This window comes from Candidatus Brachybacter algidus (assembly GCF_016707225.1).
Classification (GTDB): Bacteria; Bacteroidota; Bacteroidia; order Chitinophagales; family Saprospiraceae; genus Parvibacillus; species Parvibacillus algidus.
In genome coordinates, this window is record NZ_JADJID010000006.1 from 173,938 (window position 1) to 194,485 (window position 20,548).

The window sequence follows — 20,548 nt, forward strand, 5'->3', positions numbered from 1 at the left end:
TCAGAATATAACTTCGGTGATTGATTTCATCAAATGATATCATTTAAAATAAATCAAAAAATTAGAAATCCGTCCGAATTTCCACCCAACCCCAACCCCAAACCCCAAACCCCCAAAGATCTATCATCTAGAATCTAGTGTCTATCATCTAACCTCTGCTTTCTAACCTCTGATTTCTGACCACTGACCTCTGACCACTGACCTCTGACCACTGCCTACTAACCACTGACCACTGACCACTGACATCCCACATATATTAAAATCAGCAATGTATTGATTATCAATGCCTAAAATCCCTAATTATCTTTTTTTAGCCCATAATGATCAAAAAAAGCCTGTCATGTAACATTGGCGCAAAGCGCGAAAAAATGCGCATTACTTTCGCAAACTTCAATTTTTTGAAACACACTTTTCTTTTTTAAGCATTTAACTTCTTTATCATGTTAAGACCTTTCCCCTTTTCCCTATTGCCCACCCAAGCAAATACATCAATCATTTCTAAATCTAAGTGTATGAACACCAACACTTTTACTACTATGCACAGTGCCGCTATGCCATCTGATACGACCTTCGGTCAGTCCTTGATGAGCGCTATTGTAGGTATAAATCACTCTTCCAGACGATGGATAGTGAGTGTCGCATTGATGATGGTGATGATGTTGAGTGGTGGAGTGAGCTGGGGACAGACCAACCCAACCACAGGTTCTATACCTTTTTCTTTTACAGGCGAAGCTTCTGTACCCTCAACTATTGCTATTCATAGATTTGGTACATCTTCAGGAGCTATTCCTACAACAAGAACAACTTCTGATGGAAATGGAGATCTTCCTGTTTCAGGGGCAAACAATTCTGGTGGATATCTCCTTGAAGGGGCAAGTGGAGTTAACGGCATTTCTTTGCTTGCTTCTGGTTCTCAATCCGCTGGTGCAATAATTTTAGAAGTAGCCACTACAGGGTTAACAAACATAAATGTAAACTGGGTGGCTTGGACTGTTCTAGATCAGGCCTCTTTAACTAATTCAATTGCCCTTCAATATAGAGTTGGTGAAAGTGGTACTTGGATAAATGTTGACAATCCAATTTCCTCAGTTTATACAACCTCGACTCCACTCCGAGCGAATGGGATTAGTTATAGTCAAATCCTGCCAGTAGGCGCAAATAACCAAGCTATTATTCAAATAAGATGGATTTACTGGGTTTCTGGGGGCGCTAGCGGGTCGAGAGATAGATTGGGGATAGATGATATTTCAGTTACTGGAACTGTACCCACTTATCCATTCACATACGATGGTAATGGCAATACAGGAGGTTCTGTACCGGTAGCTCCTGATAGTCCTTATCCTGCGGGGTCATCAGTTAATGTGGTGGGTAATGGATCATTGGTAAAAGCCGGCTTTACATGGGATTACTGGAACACCGCAGCAGATGGCAGCGGCACAGCTTATATTAATGGTTTTCCAATCATAATTAATTCAGCCACAATATTATATGCACAGTGGGCGGTGGTAGTTGCTCCAACAGTAACCACCACAACAGCTTCTGCTATTACTGCAACTTCTGCCAGCTCGGGTGGTACCGCAATAACTGATGGTGGAGGAACAATAATTGCAAAGGGTGTATCATTTGGTACAAGTCCCAACCCCACTTCAAATAATTCTGTTGGAACAGGAACAGCTGATTTTACAACTTCATATACATCGCTCCCTGCAAACACACAATATTATTACCGTGCTTTTGTAACCAACAACTTAGGCAAATTTTATGGCAACGAAAGTAATTTTTATACATTAGCTAAGGTTGTTAAACCGCCAACAGTAAATGGTGCCACAGCAAGCTCTTTAAATGTGGCAGTTGGTATCGGAGATAATAATCCGGCAATAACTGAATATGCTATCTACGAAACCACCACAAGTCAATATGTACAGTCAGACGGAACGCTTGGTGCTACTGAAGCTTGGCAAACCGCCGCTACTTGGGGCACCACAACTGTAACCGGATTAACCGCGAGTACAGTTTATACATTTAAAGTAAAAGCAAGAAACGGCGACAATGTTGAAACTGCATTTGGTACAACAACAAACGGGACGACAACTGCACCACCGTGCTATGCGCCAGAAGACCTTTCATATACAGTCTCTTCTGCGCAATACTGTCATGGTGCAGCCATCACAGACAATACACCTTCTTTCTCCAATACTCCCACTACTCCTCTGACATATTCCGTCGATCCTGCGCTACCTGCAGGACTGTCTCTTGACGTTAATACGGGTATCATTTCAGGAACTCCTACAGTTCCGGGTGCCGCTACTAACTATACCGTCACTGCGACCAACAGCTGTGACGATGCAACAGCAATAGTAAACATTGAGGTATTGTACCCTGTGAATTACGGTACTATGAACGATGCCAATGAAACGATATGTCAAGGCGGTACGCCCGGTCATATCTGTTATACGGACGGTGATCCTAACTCACAGATTCAGGGAGGCACAGGTGATGTAACTGTCACTTGGTACCGATACACAGGCATAAGTGCCGTTTGCCCTACCGGAACAGATCCGGTACCAATGGGATGGGATGAAGTTGTTCTCACTTTCGACGGTGGAGGAAGTTGCCCCGGATATGCTCTCCCACAGCAAAATGTAGCGGGTACTTATACTTATGCTGCATTAGTGGACTTTACAGGCACACCTGATTGTGGTGGTGCACAGTGGTCGAGCGGATGCAGAGTTATAACCGTTACTCCTTCACAGCCCTGGTATCAGGACAGTGATGCAGATGGTTTTGGTAATCCTGCCGTATCTCAGTCAGCTTGTGCTCAGCCCGTAGGTTATGTATCCAATAGTGATGACTGTAATGACACACAATGGATGTATGCCGACAACGATATGGATGGTGCAGGAGCAGGAGCACCGATAGCTTGTGGTGTAACCAATAATAATGACTGCGATGACAATAACAATGGAATTCAAGCTCCACATACATATTATATAGATGAAGATGGAGACGGTTTTGGATATAATGACAATCCGACTTCGGCATGCTCATTGACACCACCTATCGGATATGTAGATAATGGCATCGACTGTGATGACACACAGATATTGTATGCTGATATGGATGGTGACGGATATGGTGCAGGAGCCCCTGACAATTGCGGTGTCGCAAATAATACAGACTGCGACGATAACAATGATCAAGTCCATCCGGGAGCTGTAGATATTTGCAATGGCGAGGACGATGACTGTGATGGCGATATAGATGAAGGCGTATCCTATGTCTGGAATGTTGCTTCCGGTGACTTTTCGGAACCAAATAATTGGAACCCCAATGGAGTGCCACAATCTTGTGATCAAGTATCTATTTCAAATGGCACTGTAATAGTTGGATCAAGTGTACAGGTTGATGATCTGACTTTAGATAACTCTAGTACATTAAAAGGAAATGGCACACTTACCATTAATGGAACATTCACAAACAATGGTACCATAGCGCCTGGTGCATCACCGGGCTGCCTTACCATCATTGGAGATGTGACCAACAGTACCCTTGATGTCGAGCTCGGTGGAACGACAGTTTGTGGTCAATACGACCAGCTCAATGTGACGGGCAATTTCACTGCTACAGGTACACTTCATGTTTCGCAATATATGGGTTTCAACCCAGCAGATAATGACGTATTTACTATCGTCAACACAACAGGAACAGTAAGTGGTGCATTTGTTACCCTTACCTTCGATGCGCCTTATAATGTGGCGGACTGGACAGTGACTTACGGAGCAAATTCCATCACCTTAGAATATAATATTCCTCCGGCACTTCCGGTACATAATATCACGCAGAATACTTATTTCAATACTATCCAGGCGGCTGTAAGTGATGCGGCTACAGTGAATGGTGATGTGATTGAAGTCGCTGCGGGTACTTACAACGAGCAAGTAAATGTTACTAAATCTCTCACCATTTTAGGTCCGAATAATGCTATCTCTCCAAATACAGGAACTAGAGTTGCCGAAGCAGTCCTGGTTAATTTACCTACCGGAAGAGCGTTTACTATAAAAAGTGGTAGCACAGATGTTACGATAAGTGGATTTAAGTTTGATGGTGGTTCGCCGATTCATGATGGAAATGAAACTAGTTTTCCACAAACATCTGACGTCACCTTCAGTAAAAACTTAGTTGTAAATGCCAATAATATTTTTGCGGGGACTAACACCTCTTGGGCGGATCTCCTCATTACTGATAATAAATTTCAAGATATAAATGCTGTTGCTAATGTAAGTGCAATTTCAGTAAAATACTCATCCACGGCTACCATCACAGATAACACTTTTATTAATGTTGTCTATGGCGCTATTCTTTTAGAAACAATACCTAATGTTAACATTTCTGGTAACAATATAGATGGTACTGGATATCAAGCGATACAACTTGCTAATGTCATTGGCACTGCAAGTGTTTTAAACAACAAAATAAACAATGCTAATAATTTCGCTCAAGCGGCCGACAGAGGAGCTATTCGACTATATGGATCAGGATTCACAGGAGCCGTTGTAGTATCAAATAACGAAATTACTGGCGGTTATACCGGTGTGGCAATAAGGAATACTGAAAATATCACCGGCAAAGACATAACTGTTTCAAATAATAGCATAACCGGCCTTATAGCTGGCAAAGCAATATATCATGGTGGAACAGGTGCGCTTAATGCCACATGTAACTGGTTTGGTACTACTGTACCGGCGACGATTGCAGCGGCGATAACCGGTCCGGTTAACTACAGCCCATGGCTGGCAAGCGGAACAGATTCTGATCTCGGGACGACTGGTTTCCAAACGACAGAGATGTGCCCAGCATGTACGATCATGGCAACAGCCAATGCGACACCTGCATCTTGCCCGGTAAATAGCGGTCAGGTACTCGCCAATGTCACCATGAATGCAGGCGCTGTAACCTACTTATGGAGCAATGGACAAACTACAAATCCGGCTACAGGACTTGTTGCCGGGGCATATACCGTGACAGTCACTGATGTAAACGGTTGTACAGCTACAGCAAGTGCAACAGTGACAGGCCTCAATGTAGGACCGGTCCACAATGGAGCTAATAATTATTGTACAATCCAGGCAGCTATTAATGCAGCCACAAATGGTAACACAATCACATTGGATGCTGGCAACTATTATGAAAACATTACTTTGAATAAATCACTAACCATTCAAGGTCCGAATGCAGGTATTAATCCGAATTCAGGCATGAGAGTAGCTGAAGCAATATTATATCCTGCAACTTCTGACCCTGACTATAATAGTCCGGGAGCAGTTAATATTATGTACATCACTACTGCAGGTTCGGGTAGTACTCTTACAGGATTATCATTTAATGGTGACAATCCGGGTATTGGATCAGGAAATGATGCTGTCGAAGCTATTAGTGCTTATGATGGTGTTAGTAATCTTGCCATTTCTTACAACATCATTCAAAACATCACCTATGCTGGTATCGACTTATATAATTATACTAATGGAGGAGCTGCAACATCGGGCAACTCAATTACGTATAACAAAATTCAAAACATCAATGATCAGATAAATACCAGTGCACCTTACGAGATTGGAGTTATTTTGTACAACAACTGTTATGCTAGTATTTTGGACAATGTCTTTAACAATGTCAGAAGTGGTATTCAGACTGGTAATTTTTCTCAGATGGATCCCGGGAATTCAAGGAATTTATCAAATAATACAATCACTTCAAAACGAAGAGGTATATTCCATAACCTGATTTATGGTTCGGCTTCTACATTTAATATTATCGGTAATACAATAAATACCTACGCAGGAGCGACTACTCATCTTGGGATATCACTAAGTTCTATCGGTGGCAGCGTTGCAGTTAGTGTTTTGAATAATAACATATCAGGTGCATATGCTGGAGTAGATTTCTGGAATTGCACTTCTTCTGCTGTTACTACGGTATCAGGAGGAAATATCACCGGGTGTAATTACGGTATCGTGGCCAGCAATTTTGACGGGTATAACTCTGATGCCAGCTCTAGTGCAGTAAGGATTAATGGTGTGAGCATTACAGGTTCTACTATAGCTGCAGTGCACGTTAAAGACAGTCCGTCAAATACCAACAATGCTACTATTCAATTGACCGTCACAGGCAATTGTGGTATCGTGGGAAGTGGAGCTGCCACAGGTATTCTGGTCACCGGATCGGATGCAACAGCAGTTGTAAATAATAATCTTGCGTCCATACATGGATTTGCGATCGGTATAGATGTAGATGGTGGAAATGCCACTGTTACGAACAATTCTATTTATGACAATGGAATCGGTGTCCGCATTACCAACAGCGGCACAGCCAATGTCAATACAAATAATTTCGACGGTTTAGTAGATGATAATGGAACTGATATTCAGGCTACGGCTACAGCAGGTTCAGTCATCGCTACACCTAATAATAATCTTGCAGGAGATACATATGGCATAGAAAATCAAGGCGCAAGTGTAATTAATGCTTCTTATAACTATTGGGGAGCAGCGAACGGACCTTCAGGTGTCGCTTCAGGAAGCGGTTCAGCAGTGACTGCCAATGTTACTTACTGTCCATGGTTGGGTGATGTGCCTACTGCCTTTGGTGGTAGTGGAGCAGCGGGTCTTTCTGCTGTTCAAAATTTAAATAACGGAAATTACTATTGTACTCTACAAGCTGCGATTGATGCTGCTACAGCAGGTCATGTCTTGCAAATAGCTGATATGACTATCACAGGCGAAGTTTCTGTGGTAAATAAGGCCCTTACTATTCAGGGAGTATCTGGTGGTAATAGCACTTTGACTGGAACTGGAGTAGGATATGGTCTTACAATAGCTGCAAGTAATGTAATAATTAAGGATCTGAAGATTCAGAATTATTTAGAAGGGATAAGATTTGCTACCAATCAATCTAATATCACACTTCAAGATCTTGTAGTCACAGGAAATACAACTTACGGTGTCAACTTCACATCTGGAAATCTTTCCAATGTGGTTCTAAGTGGATCAGAAATATCTTCAAGCGGTATAGGTTTCAAAATGGGAACAGCTGCGACAATTGATGGCTTGAACATTAGTAATTCAATAATAAAAGATAATGTCGAAGGAATATCTGTAGCAAATAGTTCTGCAGGTGTTGATGCCCTAAACAATGTATCAATTACAAATACGACATTCGATAATAACTCAAGAAAGGGTATTTATATAGAGAAATTATCAAATGCCACATTTGATAATATCACAGTAAATAACTGTGGAATTGATCCTACATATGGTTCAAATTCCGGTATAGACCTGAATTTAAAATATGACGATTTCGTAAACATCACCATTACGAATTCTACAATTACAAATAGCGGAGCCACTGGTACATCTTCTTATCCTGGTGGCAGACCTGCCATCAGTGTAAGTGTAAGGGACGATTCACCTTCTTATAATTCAAATCCTGCTACGCTGAATGGATTTACATTTTCAAACAATACTGTTTCTGTGCCTAATCACATGCTTGCATTCGAGTCAGTAGCGGGACCATCCAATGCAGTACTTATTAACAATGACCTTTCTGCTCTCGTAAGCGGTAAATATTCAGTAATAAATACCGGTCAGTCAGATATAGTCTTGACTTGCAACTGGCATGGAAGTTCAGTTTATGCAACAATTCAGGCACAACTTATTGCTACAGGAACAGGTGACAATATCCTAAGTACGTATAGTACAGATGATACTTATGCAAGTTGCCTTGGCCGTGTCCACAATGTTACAATTGATACCTATTATGGTACAATTCAAGAGGCGATAGACGCTGTAACCACTTTGGATGGTCATGTCATTTCTGCCGCAGCAGGGATATATGAGGAAAATGTACTCGTTAATAAACAATTAGAAATATACGGTGCAGGACAAGGTGTGACGACCATCATGCCTGCTATAGTTGGCGCAACTCCTCCTGGATGCCCTGGTTCAGATTGTGTCGGCGCAAGCAACGTAATAAAATTAGCAGCGAATAATATACATCTGCACGACTTCTCAATTGATGGAAACAACCCTGGATTGACCAGTGGTGTAGTAGTCGGCGGTCAGGACATCGATGCCAGAAATGGTATCATCGCAGATGGTACTTCAGGGCGTAGCAATATTGAGATCAACAATGTTACTATTTCAAATATCTACTTAAGAGGTATTTATCCTCAGTACACTGCCAACATGAACGTGCATGACAATACTGTGTCAAATGTGCGCGGATCTATAAGTTCAATAGCTATATTTAGCTGGGCATCATCAGGAACTGTCAGCAACAACATAGTTTCAGATGCAAACGACGCGATTGCGGCTAATCATTCATTGGGTATCACTTTTAGTGGTAATAATGTCAGCAACAGTGACAGCGGAATTCATTCAGATAATAACGGAGATGGAAGTCCATCTACAGCTGATATTATCACCAACAATACAGTAACAAACGGTTCTGGTGCCGGTAGTTATGGAATATTTGTCTTTGTTCCTTACTTAAATACAGTAGTTAGCAACAATACAATTACCAATGTTCATGTGGCATTAACGACGACAGGTGCTTTAGGAGCAACTCCTACTGTAACCATGTCCGGCAATACTGTCAATGGAATGGGACTAAGCGGTAGTTATGGTGGGTATTTCACCACCGGAACTTTCGGCTATGGTGATGGTGTCAACAATACCATTTTCACAAATAACTTTATCACAGGTACAGACCAATTGATGGAACTGGAAGCAAATCCTGGTTTCACGAATAATCTTGTTGCCAATAACAACTCTTTCACGGCAAATGCTACTCCTATTGTTAAAACGGGGGCTGGTACTTACACTGAAAATTTACAATGCAACTGGTGGGGAAGCTCCACTGCTGCAAACGTAATGGCTGCTGCTGGTGCGGGGACTAATTATTCTCCATGGCTTACTAGTGGCACAGATGATGCACCGGGCACACCAGGCTTCCAGCCTGTACCATTTGCATGCGGAGGTAGTCCGGTTGTAATATCAAGTGCTGTTGCTTCACCGGTAACATGTGCCGGTTTGGGACAGATAGTGGTTACTTGGACAGGAGGTGTAGGTCCTTACGATATTGCATGGACGGGTGGTTCAGCATCAATGGTGACATCTCCATATGTGATTACAGGTCTTGCTGTTGCATTATATGGTATCACAGTAACTGATGCGAATCTTTCAGAGGGTACATCAAGTGCTACAATACTTTATCAACCGGTCACGAATACAACGACAAGTACGACGTATGCTACGATTCAGGCAGCTATTAATGCAGCCGCAAACGGAGATTTTATTGATGTTTGCTCAGGAACTTACGACGAACAAGTGTTGGTCAACAAATCAGTGACCATTACAGGTGTCGGTATGACTCAACCTATCGTCGATTTCACTGGAGCAGTAACAGGAAAACCATCATTGTTTGATGTTTCTGTAGATGGTGTGACGATAGATAATATTCATTTCCAAGTCAATCTTGCAACATTGCGTAGTGCAATTATTGCATCATCACCAACGCTCGACTTGATCACTGTTAAGAATAGTTTGATCGATCCTTATGGAACACCGGCTGGCCCTTACGGCGAACGAAATGCAGTCAGTGTCAATTATGCAGCTTATCGAGTTGCTACAGGTGGCGTAGATCAGATCAACTTCCTAAACAATACAGTAACAGGGGTCTATCCGATAATCTTCCGGTCAGCGATATCTTCAGATGAATCTAATGGTGCTTTCACTGGCAATAACTTAAGAGGTCTTAATCAGGATCTTCAAGTAAGATTTGCAAGCTCTGGCAATGTTACCATTACTGGCAATACATTTAACCAAGGTGGCGTAGAGATAGGAGATGCTAATGCAGGTGCAGGAAGTATTGACATCAGTAACAATATATTTAACGTAGCTGATGGCTCTACATATAGTAATGCACTTCGTCTTAAAAATAATTACACGGCAAGAACTACTACTGTAGCGGGTAATACATTTACAGGACATGAGTGGGGTATTAGTCTGGAGAATTATCAGAATGTTACCATCAATGGTAATAGCTTCACACCAATAGCTGCCTCAACAACTTACAGACACATCACGGTCGATACAAAAGAATTCAGCAGTGCAAGTGGATTTTATCCACCGGTAGTCGGAGCGACCATCACGAACAATACATTCAATGGCTCAGGAGCCCCAGGTGGTATTGGTCTTGCATTCTACAATGGGGATAATGATGCTCCAGTATACAATTCATTCACACTTGGATCTGCTGGAAATGAAAATAATTTCGACGGAACCATTGGAACATATATCTATCTCGATGGACAGACAGGACCGACAGCTGCGCCGGTGACTACAATGGCACCATGGGCAGTAAATCTTGACGCACAGAACAATACATTCGGTGGCGTCTCTCCTGGAGCAATGACATTTGCTCAATTATTTGCATTGGAAGACAAGATTGATCATAAGATCGATAATCAAAGTCTTGGCTTTGTTACCGTAAAAGCAATGAATGCATATGTCACAGACATCAATGCAGCACAGTCAGCTATCAACAATGACTATACACGTATTCGAAATGCAGTAGATTATGTTCAAAATAACTGGAGTATTAATCTTAATGGCTCATTTGACTGGGCAGAATCGAATGCATCTACTTCATGGTCTTTGGGTAATGATGGAGTAATTAGTGCGGGTGATGACTATTCAATTCTCGTCCCTGCTAATCTCAATGGCATCACATTTACTGCTCCTATAGGTTTAGGTTCTGCTTCAATAGATGGACCTGGCGATTTACCGGGTGTGAATCTTGAAGGAGGATTGGTCTTTGACGGAGGTGATAATCAAGGATGGACATTGTCAAACATGACTTACTCAGGTCTAGATCTTTCTATTGGTATGTTTAATGGAGCCGGTGGAACGGATGCATATAATAATACCACGATAACCAACAATATATTTAATATTCCTACCGATCTTAATACGACCGCAGCTCCGGCAGACGTCAATCAGAATATTGGGTTGCACTATTCTTTTGGTACGAATCAAACCATCTCTAATAATACATTCAATATACCTGGCGATGGTGTCAGCGATGGTACCAATTATTCAAGCACTGTAGCTATGCAATCGAATACAAGCGGAGGAAGTATATATGATGGACTTGCTATCACAGGCAATACCATCAATGTACTAAACGCTCAATCCGCCAATCCACAGGTCATCCTGGGTTTCTGGGAAAATGGTCATGCACATACAAGTAATATTACTGTAAGCAATAATCAATTCCTTAATGCAGGGGTAGGAAACGATCCTGCCACAAATCTGCAACGTGGTTTCCGGGTGACTTCACATTCAAGCGCATCGACGACCACTACATACTCCGAAAACACCGTACAAGGTGCAAACGTAGGATTCCAGTGGATTGCGGGTTCGAATTTCTCTGGAACACTTCCTGTAGTATTGACACGTAATACTGTCGATGGCAACAATACAGGTATATTACTCCAGTCAAATGGATCTGCTACAATCACTGAAAATTATGTGATCAATAGTGTGGCTGACGGAATACAACTTGCAGCTGATGCTGGGACATTAAGTGAAGTGCATAGCAATGATCTTTCCGGGAACGTTGGGTTTGCGATCAACAACCAGTCCGCATCGACCTTAAATGCTACATGCAACTGGTATGGTACTGTAGCATCAGGCTCTATTGCTGCTATGATTTCAGGTAGTGTTACTTATTCACCATGGCTGGTTAGTGGAGCTGATGGTGCGGGAGTTGGCTTCCAACCTACAGGAGCTTGTGCAGGAAGCCCAATAGTAATAGTAAGCGCTGTTCCTACATCGGCTACATGTGCTGTTCCGGGACAAATAGTAGTTACATGGACAGGAGGTACTTCACCTTATGATATTGCATGGACAGGAGGTTCAGCGATTGGTGTAACTAGTCCATATACTATTATAAATCTTTCTGCTGGTCTATATTCAATCACGGTATCGGATGCTGCTGCTTCCACAACTACTACTAGTGCGACTGTGATTGGACTTCCTGTAGAGAATGTTACTACACCTGGTTTCTATCCTACTATTCAGGCTGCGATTGATGCTGCAACTGCTGGAGATGTGATCAATGTTTGTGCAGGTACCTATAATGAGAACCTTATAGTTAATAAGGCCATCACTTTAAATGGTGCTAAGCAAGGAGTAGATCCAAGACCTTCAGCAAGTTCTACAAGAACTATCGGTGGGCTTGACGAATCAATAATTGTTGCTGCGAAAAATGTAATAGTAGTAAACATTCAAGCTGATGATGTCATTATCAATGGCTTCCAGATCACACAATCTGGTGGTTCCGGTACTGCTGATGCTGTTAAAGCCATTACATCACAGAATAACATTGACTTTAAAAACAACATAGTAGCTAATTCAACAGACGAAGGAATTCAGTTGGAAGCTGGAAACAATAACAGTATCCACAATAATTACATATTCAATCCGATTGGTGATGGTATTACAATGTCTTCAGGAAATATAATTCCGTTGAAAGGTAATGGCCAGAAGATATTGAACAATGATATTTCCGGTTCCACAAGTGCATATGGTTCTATTTATCTATATGGTACACAGAACGTGGAAGTGGCAGGTAATATAATTAATACATTATCAGGCGGTATAGCGATAGGTTCGGGAGGACTAAAAGTAAGTAATGCAGAGATCCACCATAATGAGATCAATACAGAACTAAGAACAGCTTATTCTGCTTTTGCTATTGGTATAGGCATCGATGACAGTGGTGATAATATAATGATCCATAACAACAAAGTTGTGCAAGTGGGGTCTTATTCACCTCCAGCAAATAAGGATCGCTACAATTTAATCAGAGTAGGCGTTGCAGCTACTTCTAATCCAAATAATGTTTCTATCAATGAAAACTATTTGGAAAGATTTGATGCTGAGAACTACATATATGTGATTCCATCAGTCACCAATCGTGTCGATGCAGAATGTAACTGGTACGGTACAAATAATCCAGGACAAGTTGCAGCAAGAGTAGGTGGAACAGGTTCTATACGGTATAGTCCATTCCTTACGATTGGTACTGATAGCGATATGGGTGCAGTAGGGTTCACGCCTCAGGCAGGAGCTTGTTCTTGCCCTAGTGGTAATCTAGTGACCAATACAAATACAGGAGAGCAATTCTGTGGTATTCAGGAAGCAATCGATGATGCAAATACTGTCAACGGGAACGTAATCACAGTGGGTGCAGGTACATATGTTGAAAATATCACTGTAACTAAAGAATTGACGATCAATGGTCCGAACGCTGCTATTAATGCATGTGGTGTTACAAGAGTTCCAGAAGCAATCATTGTTCCAGCTACCAATGCTATTGCGACATTAGAGATGATCCAAGTAAAAGCCTCCAATGTCACGATCTCAGGATTTACCATTGATGGTGATAATCCTGCTTTAATTAGTGGTTTCCTTGGTACAAATGGTGCTGACATAAATGCTGCAGAAGGTATTACTACATATACAGATAATAGAAACAACCTAACGGTTGAGAACAACATATTCCAGAATTTATCTTATTTCGGAGTTACGCTTTATGGAGCTTCATTTAGTGCACCGGCTACTTCAGGTCATGTGATCTCTAATAACAAATTCTGGCACCTTGGAACGTATGATGTCACTTCAACTATCCCTAACTGGGGTGGTGGAGTATTATTGTACAACAGCCAATATGCAGCCATTACAGACAACTGCATGACAGATGTAAGGATCGGTATACAAACAGGTAATTTCCAAAGGGCTAATCCGGGCACTATAGCATCACAAGTAATAAGCGACAATACCATAGAAGCAAGGAAATTGGGTATATTCCACAACTTGTTCAATGGCACGGCTTCATCTTATGCGCTGGATAATAACACGATCACAGGTAAGTACGATATAAATGAAACAACCAATTGGACTGGAATCCTACTTTCTTCCTTGTATCTAAGTGGCCACACGGTTTCTAATAATAATATTAATGCGACTGCGATTACTATTCCTAAGACGGGTATATCTGTTTGGAATGATCTATCAGCGCCATTGATCAGTGGTGGAACGATCACAGGAGTTGAAATTGGTATCAATGTCAACAACTTTGAAGGATATCCTTCAGCTGGATCAAATGCGGGTAATACTGCAGCAACGATCACTGGAACAGCCATTACATCAGCTTCCATAGCGGGTATCAAAGTTCATGATAATCCATCCAATTCAAATAGTGCAACTGTAACTGCCACTGTCGGCAATACCAATACTATTACAGGAAGTCCTGTAGGTGTTTGGATCGTCGGAAGTGACGCCACAGCGACTGTCATGGGCAATAACTTTACAACAAACGTGGTAGATATTCAGGTAGCAGCAAATACAGGTATTGTAACAGCTTCTCCTAATAACAACCTTTCAGGTTCAAACTTCGGTATAGAGAACTTATCATCAAATGTGGTGAATGGTACGCTCAACTATTGGAATGATACAGATGATTCAGGACCTGGTTCAGTTGGGTCAGGTACAGGCGTCAATGTTAGTCCATTAGTTGATTTCTGTCCTTGGTTAAATGATTTTGCTCCTACAGGAATGCCTGTAAGTGCCACTCCTGGAACAATTACTGTTGCTGAAACAGGAGGACCTGTTGACAATGACGGATCTATATGTGCTTCCGAAAGTGTAACGCTTACAGTAGCAGGTGCCAATGGTGCTTCGACGTATCTATGGTCTACAGGAGCTACAACGGTTTCCATCATGGTCAATCCTGCTTCGACTACTATATACAGCGTGACAGTTAGTTATGGTGGATGTTCTACTGTATTAACTAATACGATCACAGTATATCCTGTACCGGTTGTAGATTTAGTATCACTTCAGAATGTACTATGTAATGGCGGAAGTACCGGATCGATCGAAGTGGTCGGAACAGTAGGACCTGCAGCATACAGTTATATCTGGAGTAATGGACCGACTACTGCAATCAATAGTGGTTTGATAATTGGTGCTTATTCAGTTACAGTGACGGATGCAAATCAATGCGCAGCTACTGCCAGTTATAATATTACGCAACCTCAGGTATTGTCGGTGATTAACTATAGTCTAACCAATGAAACGTGTCAGCCTTGCAATGATGGTACCATTATAGTTCATGCACATGGTGGAACTCTACCATATATGTACAGCAAGAATGGTGGATCTACTTATCAGACAGATAGTTTGTTTACAAACTTAATAGCTGGGACTTACCAAATGGTGGTCAAAGATGCCAATGGATGTATGACAGCGCCTGAACAGGTAATTATCACAGAGGTAGGTGTTTATCCGGATCTTACTCCGGCAAACATCATATCTTCTGCACAGTTCATTAATCCTAGCTCTAAAAATCAGGTGATATTTATTAGGAATATTGGAACAGGAGCGACATCAGCACCAATAGTTTTCAGAACTACTAAATTCTCATCTGGAGGAATGACAAATACACAAAATTTAGCTCCTTCTGTCACGATTCTAGGCGATATATATACGCTCAATAATAATGACTTTGATATGGTATCAGATGGTTTATTCTGGAAATTTACCTCAAAACCAGCTGTCGTAATTGCACCGGGTGGTGTACTGAAAATAGGCATGATTCTAAGTCGATCCGGAGGTGGGAAAGGGACTCAAAATGTCTCAGTCAATATTGAGTCAGGTACAGGTGGAGGAGATACCTCCAATTCAAATAATGGTCTAACATTTATTATCACAAAACTTTAAGCATCAATCATGAACAACCTAATCGAACTTTCTATGAAACATATATTTAGCAAAGCATTATTTATAATAGCACTATTGTTGATGGTTAGTACCATACAGGCTCAGGAGGTGGATCTTCAAATCCCGACTGTCTCTGTAATTCCTACTAATCTAGCCGTCTGTGAAAAAGGTAACATACAACTTGTTGTGTCAAATCCGGAACTTATTCCTGTCACAGCAAACAATATCCGAATTCAACTATCCATCTCAGGAGAGATCCAGTTTCCCTCTATTATTCCGGCACCAACTGTAACGGATGATTGCGGTAACATTTGGACTATTACTTATTCTGTTTTTGATAACTATAATACGGAAATTGTTATAAAAAACACAGGAGGCTTATTGGCAGCAGGGGGGACATGTATTCTTTTATTTCCTTTCACTGCTATTACGCATAGTAATGGGATGGATGATGTAAGCATTACTGTTAATGGTGGTTTCGATTTACTTTCATCTTATACTGACCCTGATCCGGGCAGCAACTTTGCTCAGATATATATGGAGGTCTATCCTATGCCTGCATATGTGTTTAATTTTAATGCAAGTCCGATTACAAATAATTCTGTGCAGCAAGTATGTATTGGTTCTGAAGTTATTGTTAATTTAACAGGAACTCCGGGAGGTACTTTTGAAATGAAACAAGATAATGTTCTCGTGGGAGGAGGCAATGTGGGTGATTCATACACTTTTACTGCTGCACCTGCTGATGCAGGAATGTATGAATTGACAATCACAAGCCAATACGGTTGCGTGCAGGTGTTTAATTATCAATTGATCGTCAATCCGCTACCGATTGTCACTTTAGGAGCCATTGGCCCTTTCTGCGTGGATGCTTCATCGGTAACGCTTTCAGGTGGTTTGCCAACAGGTGGTGTTTATTCAGGAACAGGAGTTAGTGCAGGTTCATTTGAACCTGCGTCAGCCGGTGTTGGCGATCATACTATTACTTATACTTATACAGATGTTAATGGATGTATTAATTTTGCTACCACCCTTGTAAAAGTTAATCCATTACCAGTTTTAACTTTACCAGCGGTAGGTCCATTATGCTTGAATGATGCAGCGGTCCAACTTGCAGGATCACCTATGGGTGGTGCTTATTCTGGCACAGGAGTTAGTGTAGGTGGGTTATTTGATCCTGCTTCAGCTGGTGTTGGTACTCATACGATTACTTACTCATATACAGATGGCAATGGCTGTGATAATTCTATAACAATGGACATCATTGTCAATCCACTTCCTGTATCGACTATTACTGCCAGTTATGCAGTTTGGGAGGCGACAGCAGGAAATACGGCAAGCACAGCAGGCGGGGCAAGTACCTACGTTTGGGGAATTTCAAATGGTACGATCGATTTAGGTCAAGGAACACCTAACATAACATATACTTCGGGCACGCCGGGTCCACTGCAACTTACAGTGACTGTAACTAATGCACTGGGATGTATTACTACATCTACTTACTCAGTTCAGGTATTAGAGTCTTGTGGACTGGTTGACTTCAGCAGTGCATTGCAATTAGGAGCTACACCAGGCATAGGAATCTGGTCAAAAGATAGATATGTACCTGCGATCTTTGCAGCACAATCTACAGCCCCAGATGCGACAATAAATACCTTACATCATGGTATTGCGGCAGCAGATGGTCAGGCGACTGCATTTTACAATACACAAGGAATGGCATATATGCTACATCCGGGAAGTGTTGAAACAGAAATCGAACTATTTGTTCCGGCGGATTGGGCAACTTCAGGCAGAAGAATGGCCGGATTATGGTCTACAGCACATGATGGAGCACATGTAGTATCAGGATATCCGATCATAGAATTCACATCTGATGCTACTCCACGATTCCGTGGATATGAGGGAGATGGATCTTGGTTGGATATGGGACTTCCTGTAGGTTTTACTTATGATCAATGGGTGAAACTAAGGATTCAATTGTTGCCTAGTGGAGAATTCAGATATACAGTGAAAACAACAACATCCGAAGTGTCGCAAAATACATCTCTTCACGGGGTCAATGGCTCTACACATCTGGACAACGTGATCCTACAAGGACACAATACTCCAGCAGGTGTGACGTACGATATTTATTGGGATAATCTCAATTCTACGCCGGTACAGTTTACATTAATGGCAAATGCTTCTCCAGTAGGACACTTGCAGACGTTGACATATTGCGAAGGTGATATGGTAAATCTGCAATTAACAGGAGTTGCTAATGATTATACATTGACAGGGCCGAATACAAATGTTACCGGTACAGTTGGTGATCCTGCCGTCAGCTTCCCTGCAGCAGAAGCATTTGAGGGAACGTACAACATCACTGTTACTAATACTGATGGATGTACTAGAACAGAACAATATTATATCATCGTCAATCCACTTCCAGTGGCTACGATATCATATTCTGGCTCACCATACTGTGCTGAAGGCACAGCTACAGTGACTCAAACAGGCCAAACAGGTGGTACATATACATCCACAGCGGGTTTGAGTATCAATTCAGTTTCAGGAGACATTAACTTACGAACCAGCACACCTGGTACTTATACAGTAACATATAGTTTCACTGATGTAAATGGATGTAGTTCGACTACTACTACTTCAGTGACAGTTACAGCACCGGTAGCTTACAACGTGCAGAAAGACTTATATTACTGTACCATTCAATCAGCAATTGATGATGCAAATGCTACTAATACCGTAGAGGTACTTGATGGATCAAACACTGAAAGTCTGACTATTCATTTGCCATTGACCTTGACATCGCGCAACAGTGCAGCCTTGTCAAGCATAGCAAGTGCCAATCCTGCTGTTCCGACTATAAGCATCACAAGCAGTGGTGTGACGGTTCAGAACTTGACTTTGACCAATCCAAATGGTCAGAATGCAATATTTACAAACAACAACAGCAATATTACGATCACGGGTAACCACGTCACCAATGTTGGTGGAGCTTCATTAGTAAGCCAGCCGGTAAATGCTATCAGCATCTCCGGTACTGGAAATGCAGTTAGTACTATTGCGGTTACGAATAATACAATAGATAACTTAACAGGTGGTAATTTCGGAAGCGTAAGTGCCATCACAGTAGGTTATGAACCTAATAACTTTGATGTAACTGCTCTGACGATCAGTGGCAATACAATAACGAACATTAGTGCGGTGAATACACCATGGGCTAGTGGTGGAAGAGGAGCATACGGTCTTTTATTAGACCTGGGTGCCACGGGCACAGGAAAAATTGTATCACCTGTAATTAGTAGTAATACAATCACTGCCCTGGATGGCCTTTGGGCGCACGGTATCGGCCTTGAAGGCAATACGCCGGGTGCAGCTGTTTCGCTAAACACAATTAATAATGTGACTGGTCACCTTACAGGTGTACCTACAGCAGTAGCTGTTAAGGTAGAAAGTAACCTGGGTGCAGGTACAGTAGTCATCAACTACAACAACTTCAGCCTTGTTGAGTACGGGGTACTGAATGTAACAGGTATTAAAGTAGATGCAAAACACAACTGGTGGGGTGATGGTGATGATTCCGGTCCGGGTACAGTGGGCACTGGTGCGGGAGTATTGGTATCTGTGGATGTCGATTTCTGTCCATGGCTGGATGGCCCTAGCGGAATTGATGTCATAGTTGCTGCAGCTACATTGGCAGTAGCCGAAACTGGAGGAGTTGCCAATGATGATGGAACCATTTGTATTGGACAATCAGTGACCTTAACAATTTCAGGTGCTAAGGCTGGTTCGACGTATCTGTGGTCAACCGGAGCTACTACTGCTTCTATAACAGAAAGTCCGCTTGCTACGACGACATATTCAGTAACAGTAAGTTATGGTGGATGTACTGCTACATATCCTCAGCAGATCATCGTCAATCCACTTCCAGTGGCTACGATATCATATTCTGGCTCACCATACTGTGCTGAAGGCACAGCTACAGTGACTCAAACAGGCCAAACAGGTGGTACATATACATCCACAGCGGGGTTGAGTATCAATTCAGTTTCAGGAGACATTAACTTACGAACCAGCACACCTGGTACTTATACAGTAACATATAGTTTCACTGATGTAAATGGATGTAGTTCGACTACTACTACTTCAGTGACAGTTACAGCACCGGTAGCTTACAACGTGCAGAAAGACTTATATTACTGTACCATTCAATCAGCAATTGATGATGCAAATGCTACTAATACCGTAGAGGTACTTGATGGATCAAACACTGAAAGTCTGACTATTCATTTGCCATTGACCTTGACATCGCGCAACAGTGCAGCCTTGTCAAGCATAGCAAGTGCCAATCCTGCTGTTCCGACTATAAGCATCACAAGCAGTGGTGTGACGGTTCAGAACTTGACTTTGACCAATCCAAATGGTCAGAATGCAATATTTACAAACAACAACAGCAATATTACGATCACGGGTAACCACGTCACCAATGTTGGTGGAGCTTCATTAGTAAGCCAGCCGGTAAATGCTATCAGCATCTCCGGTACTGGAAATGCAGTTAGTACTATTGCGGTTACGAATAATACAATAGATAACTTAACAGGTGGTAATTTCGGAAGCGTAAGTGCCATCACAGTAGGTTATGAACCTAATAACTTTGATGTAACTGCTCTGACGATCAGTGGCAATACATAACG

At 41.9% G+C, this 20,548-nt stretch carries 2 protein-coding genes; both read left to right on the top strand.

All coding sequences use genetic code 11. The features are described from left to right. Positions 1-512: 512 nt before the first annotated feature. The gene (locus IPI15_RS17280; RefSeq protein WP_287421560.1) at positions 513-15,848 is read left to right on the top strand and encodes a right-handed parallel beta-helix repeat-containing protein; all 15,336 of its coding nucleotides are present in this window, start codon (positions 513-515) and stop codon (positions 15,846-15,848) included. Between the two features lie 33 nt (positions 15,849-15,881). Continuing rightward, positions 15,882-20,546 (top strand): beta strand repeat-containing protein, encoded by a 4,665-nt coding sequence (locus tag IPI15_RS17285; protein WP_287421562.1) that lies wholly within the window; start codon positions 15,882-15,884, stop codon positions 20,544-20,546. Positions 20,547-20,548 lie beyond the last annotated feature (2 nt).

Coding starts and splice junctions, on each gene's coding strand:
- IPI15_RS17280 (WP_287421560.1), top strand. CDS start 513: ATGAACACCAACACTTTTACTACTATGCACAGTGCCGCTATGCCATCT.
- IPI15_RS17285 (WP_287421562.1), top strand. CDS start 15,882: ATGAAACATATATTTAGCAAAGCATTATTTATAATAGCACTATTGTTG.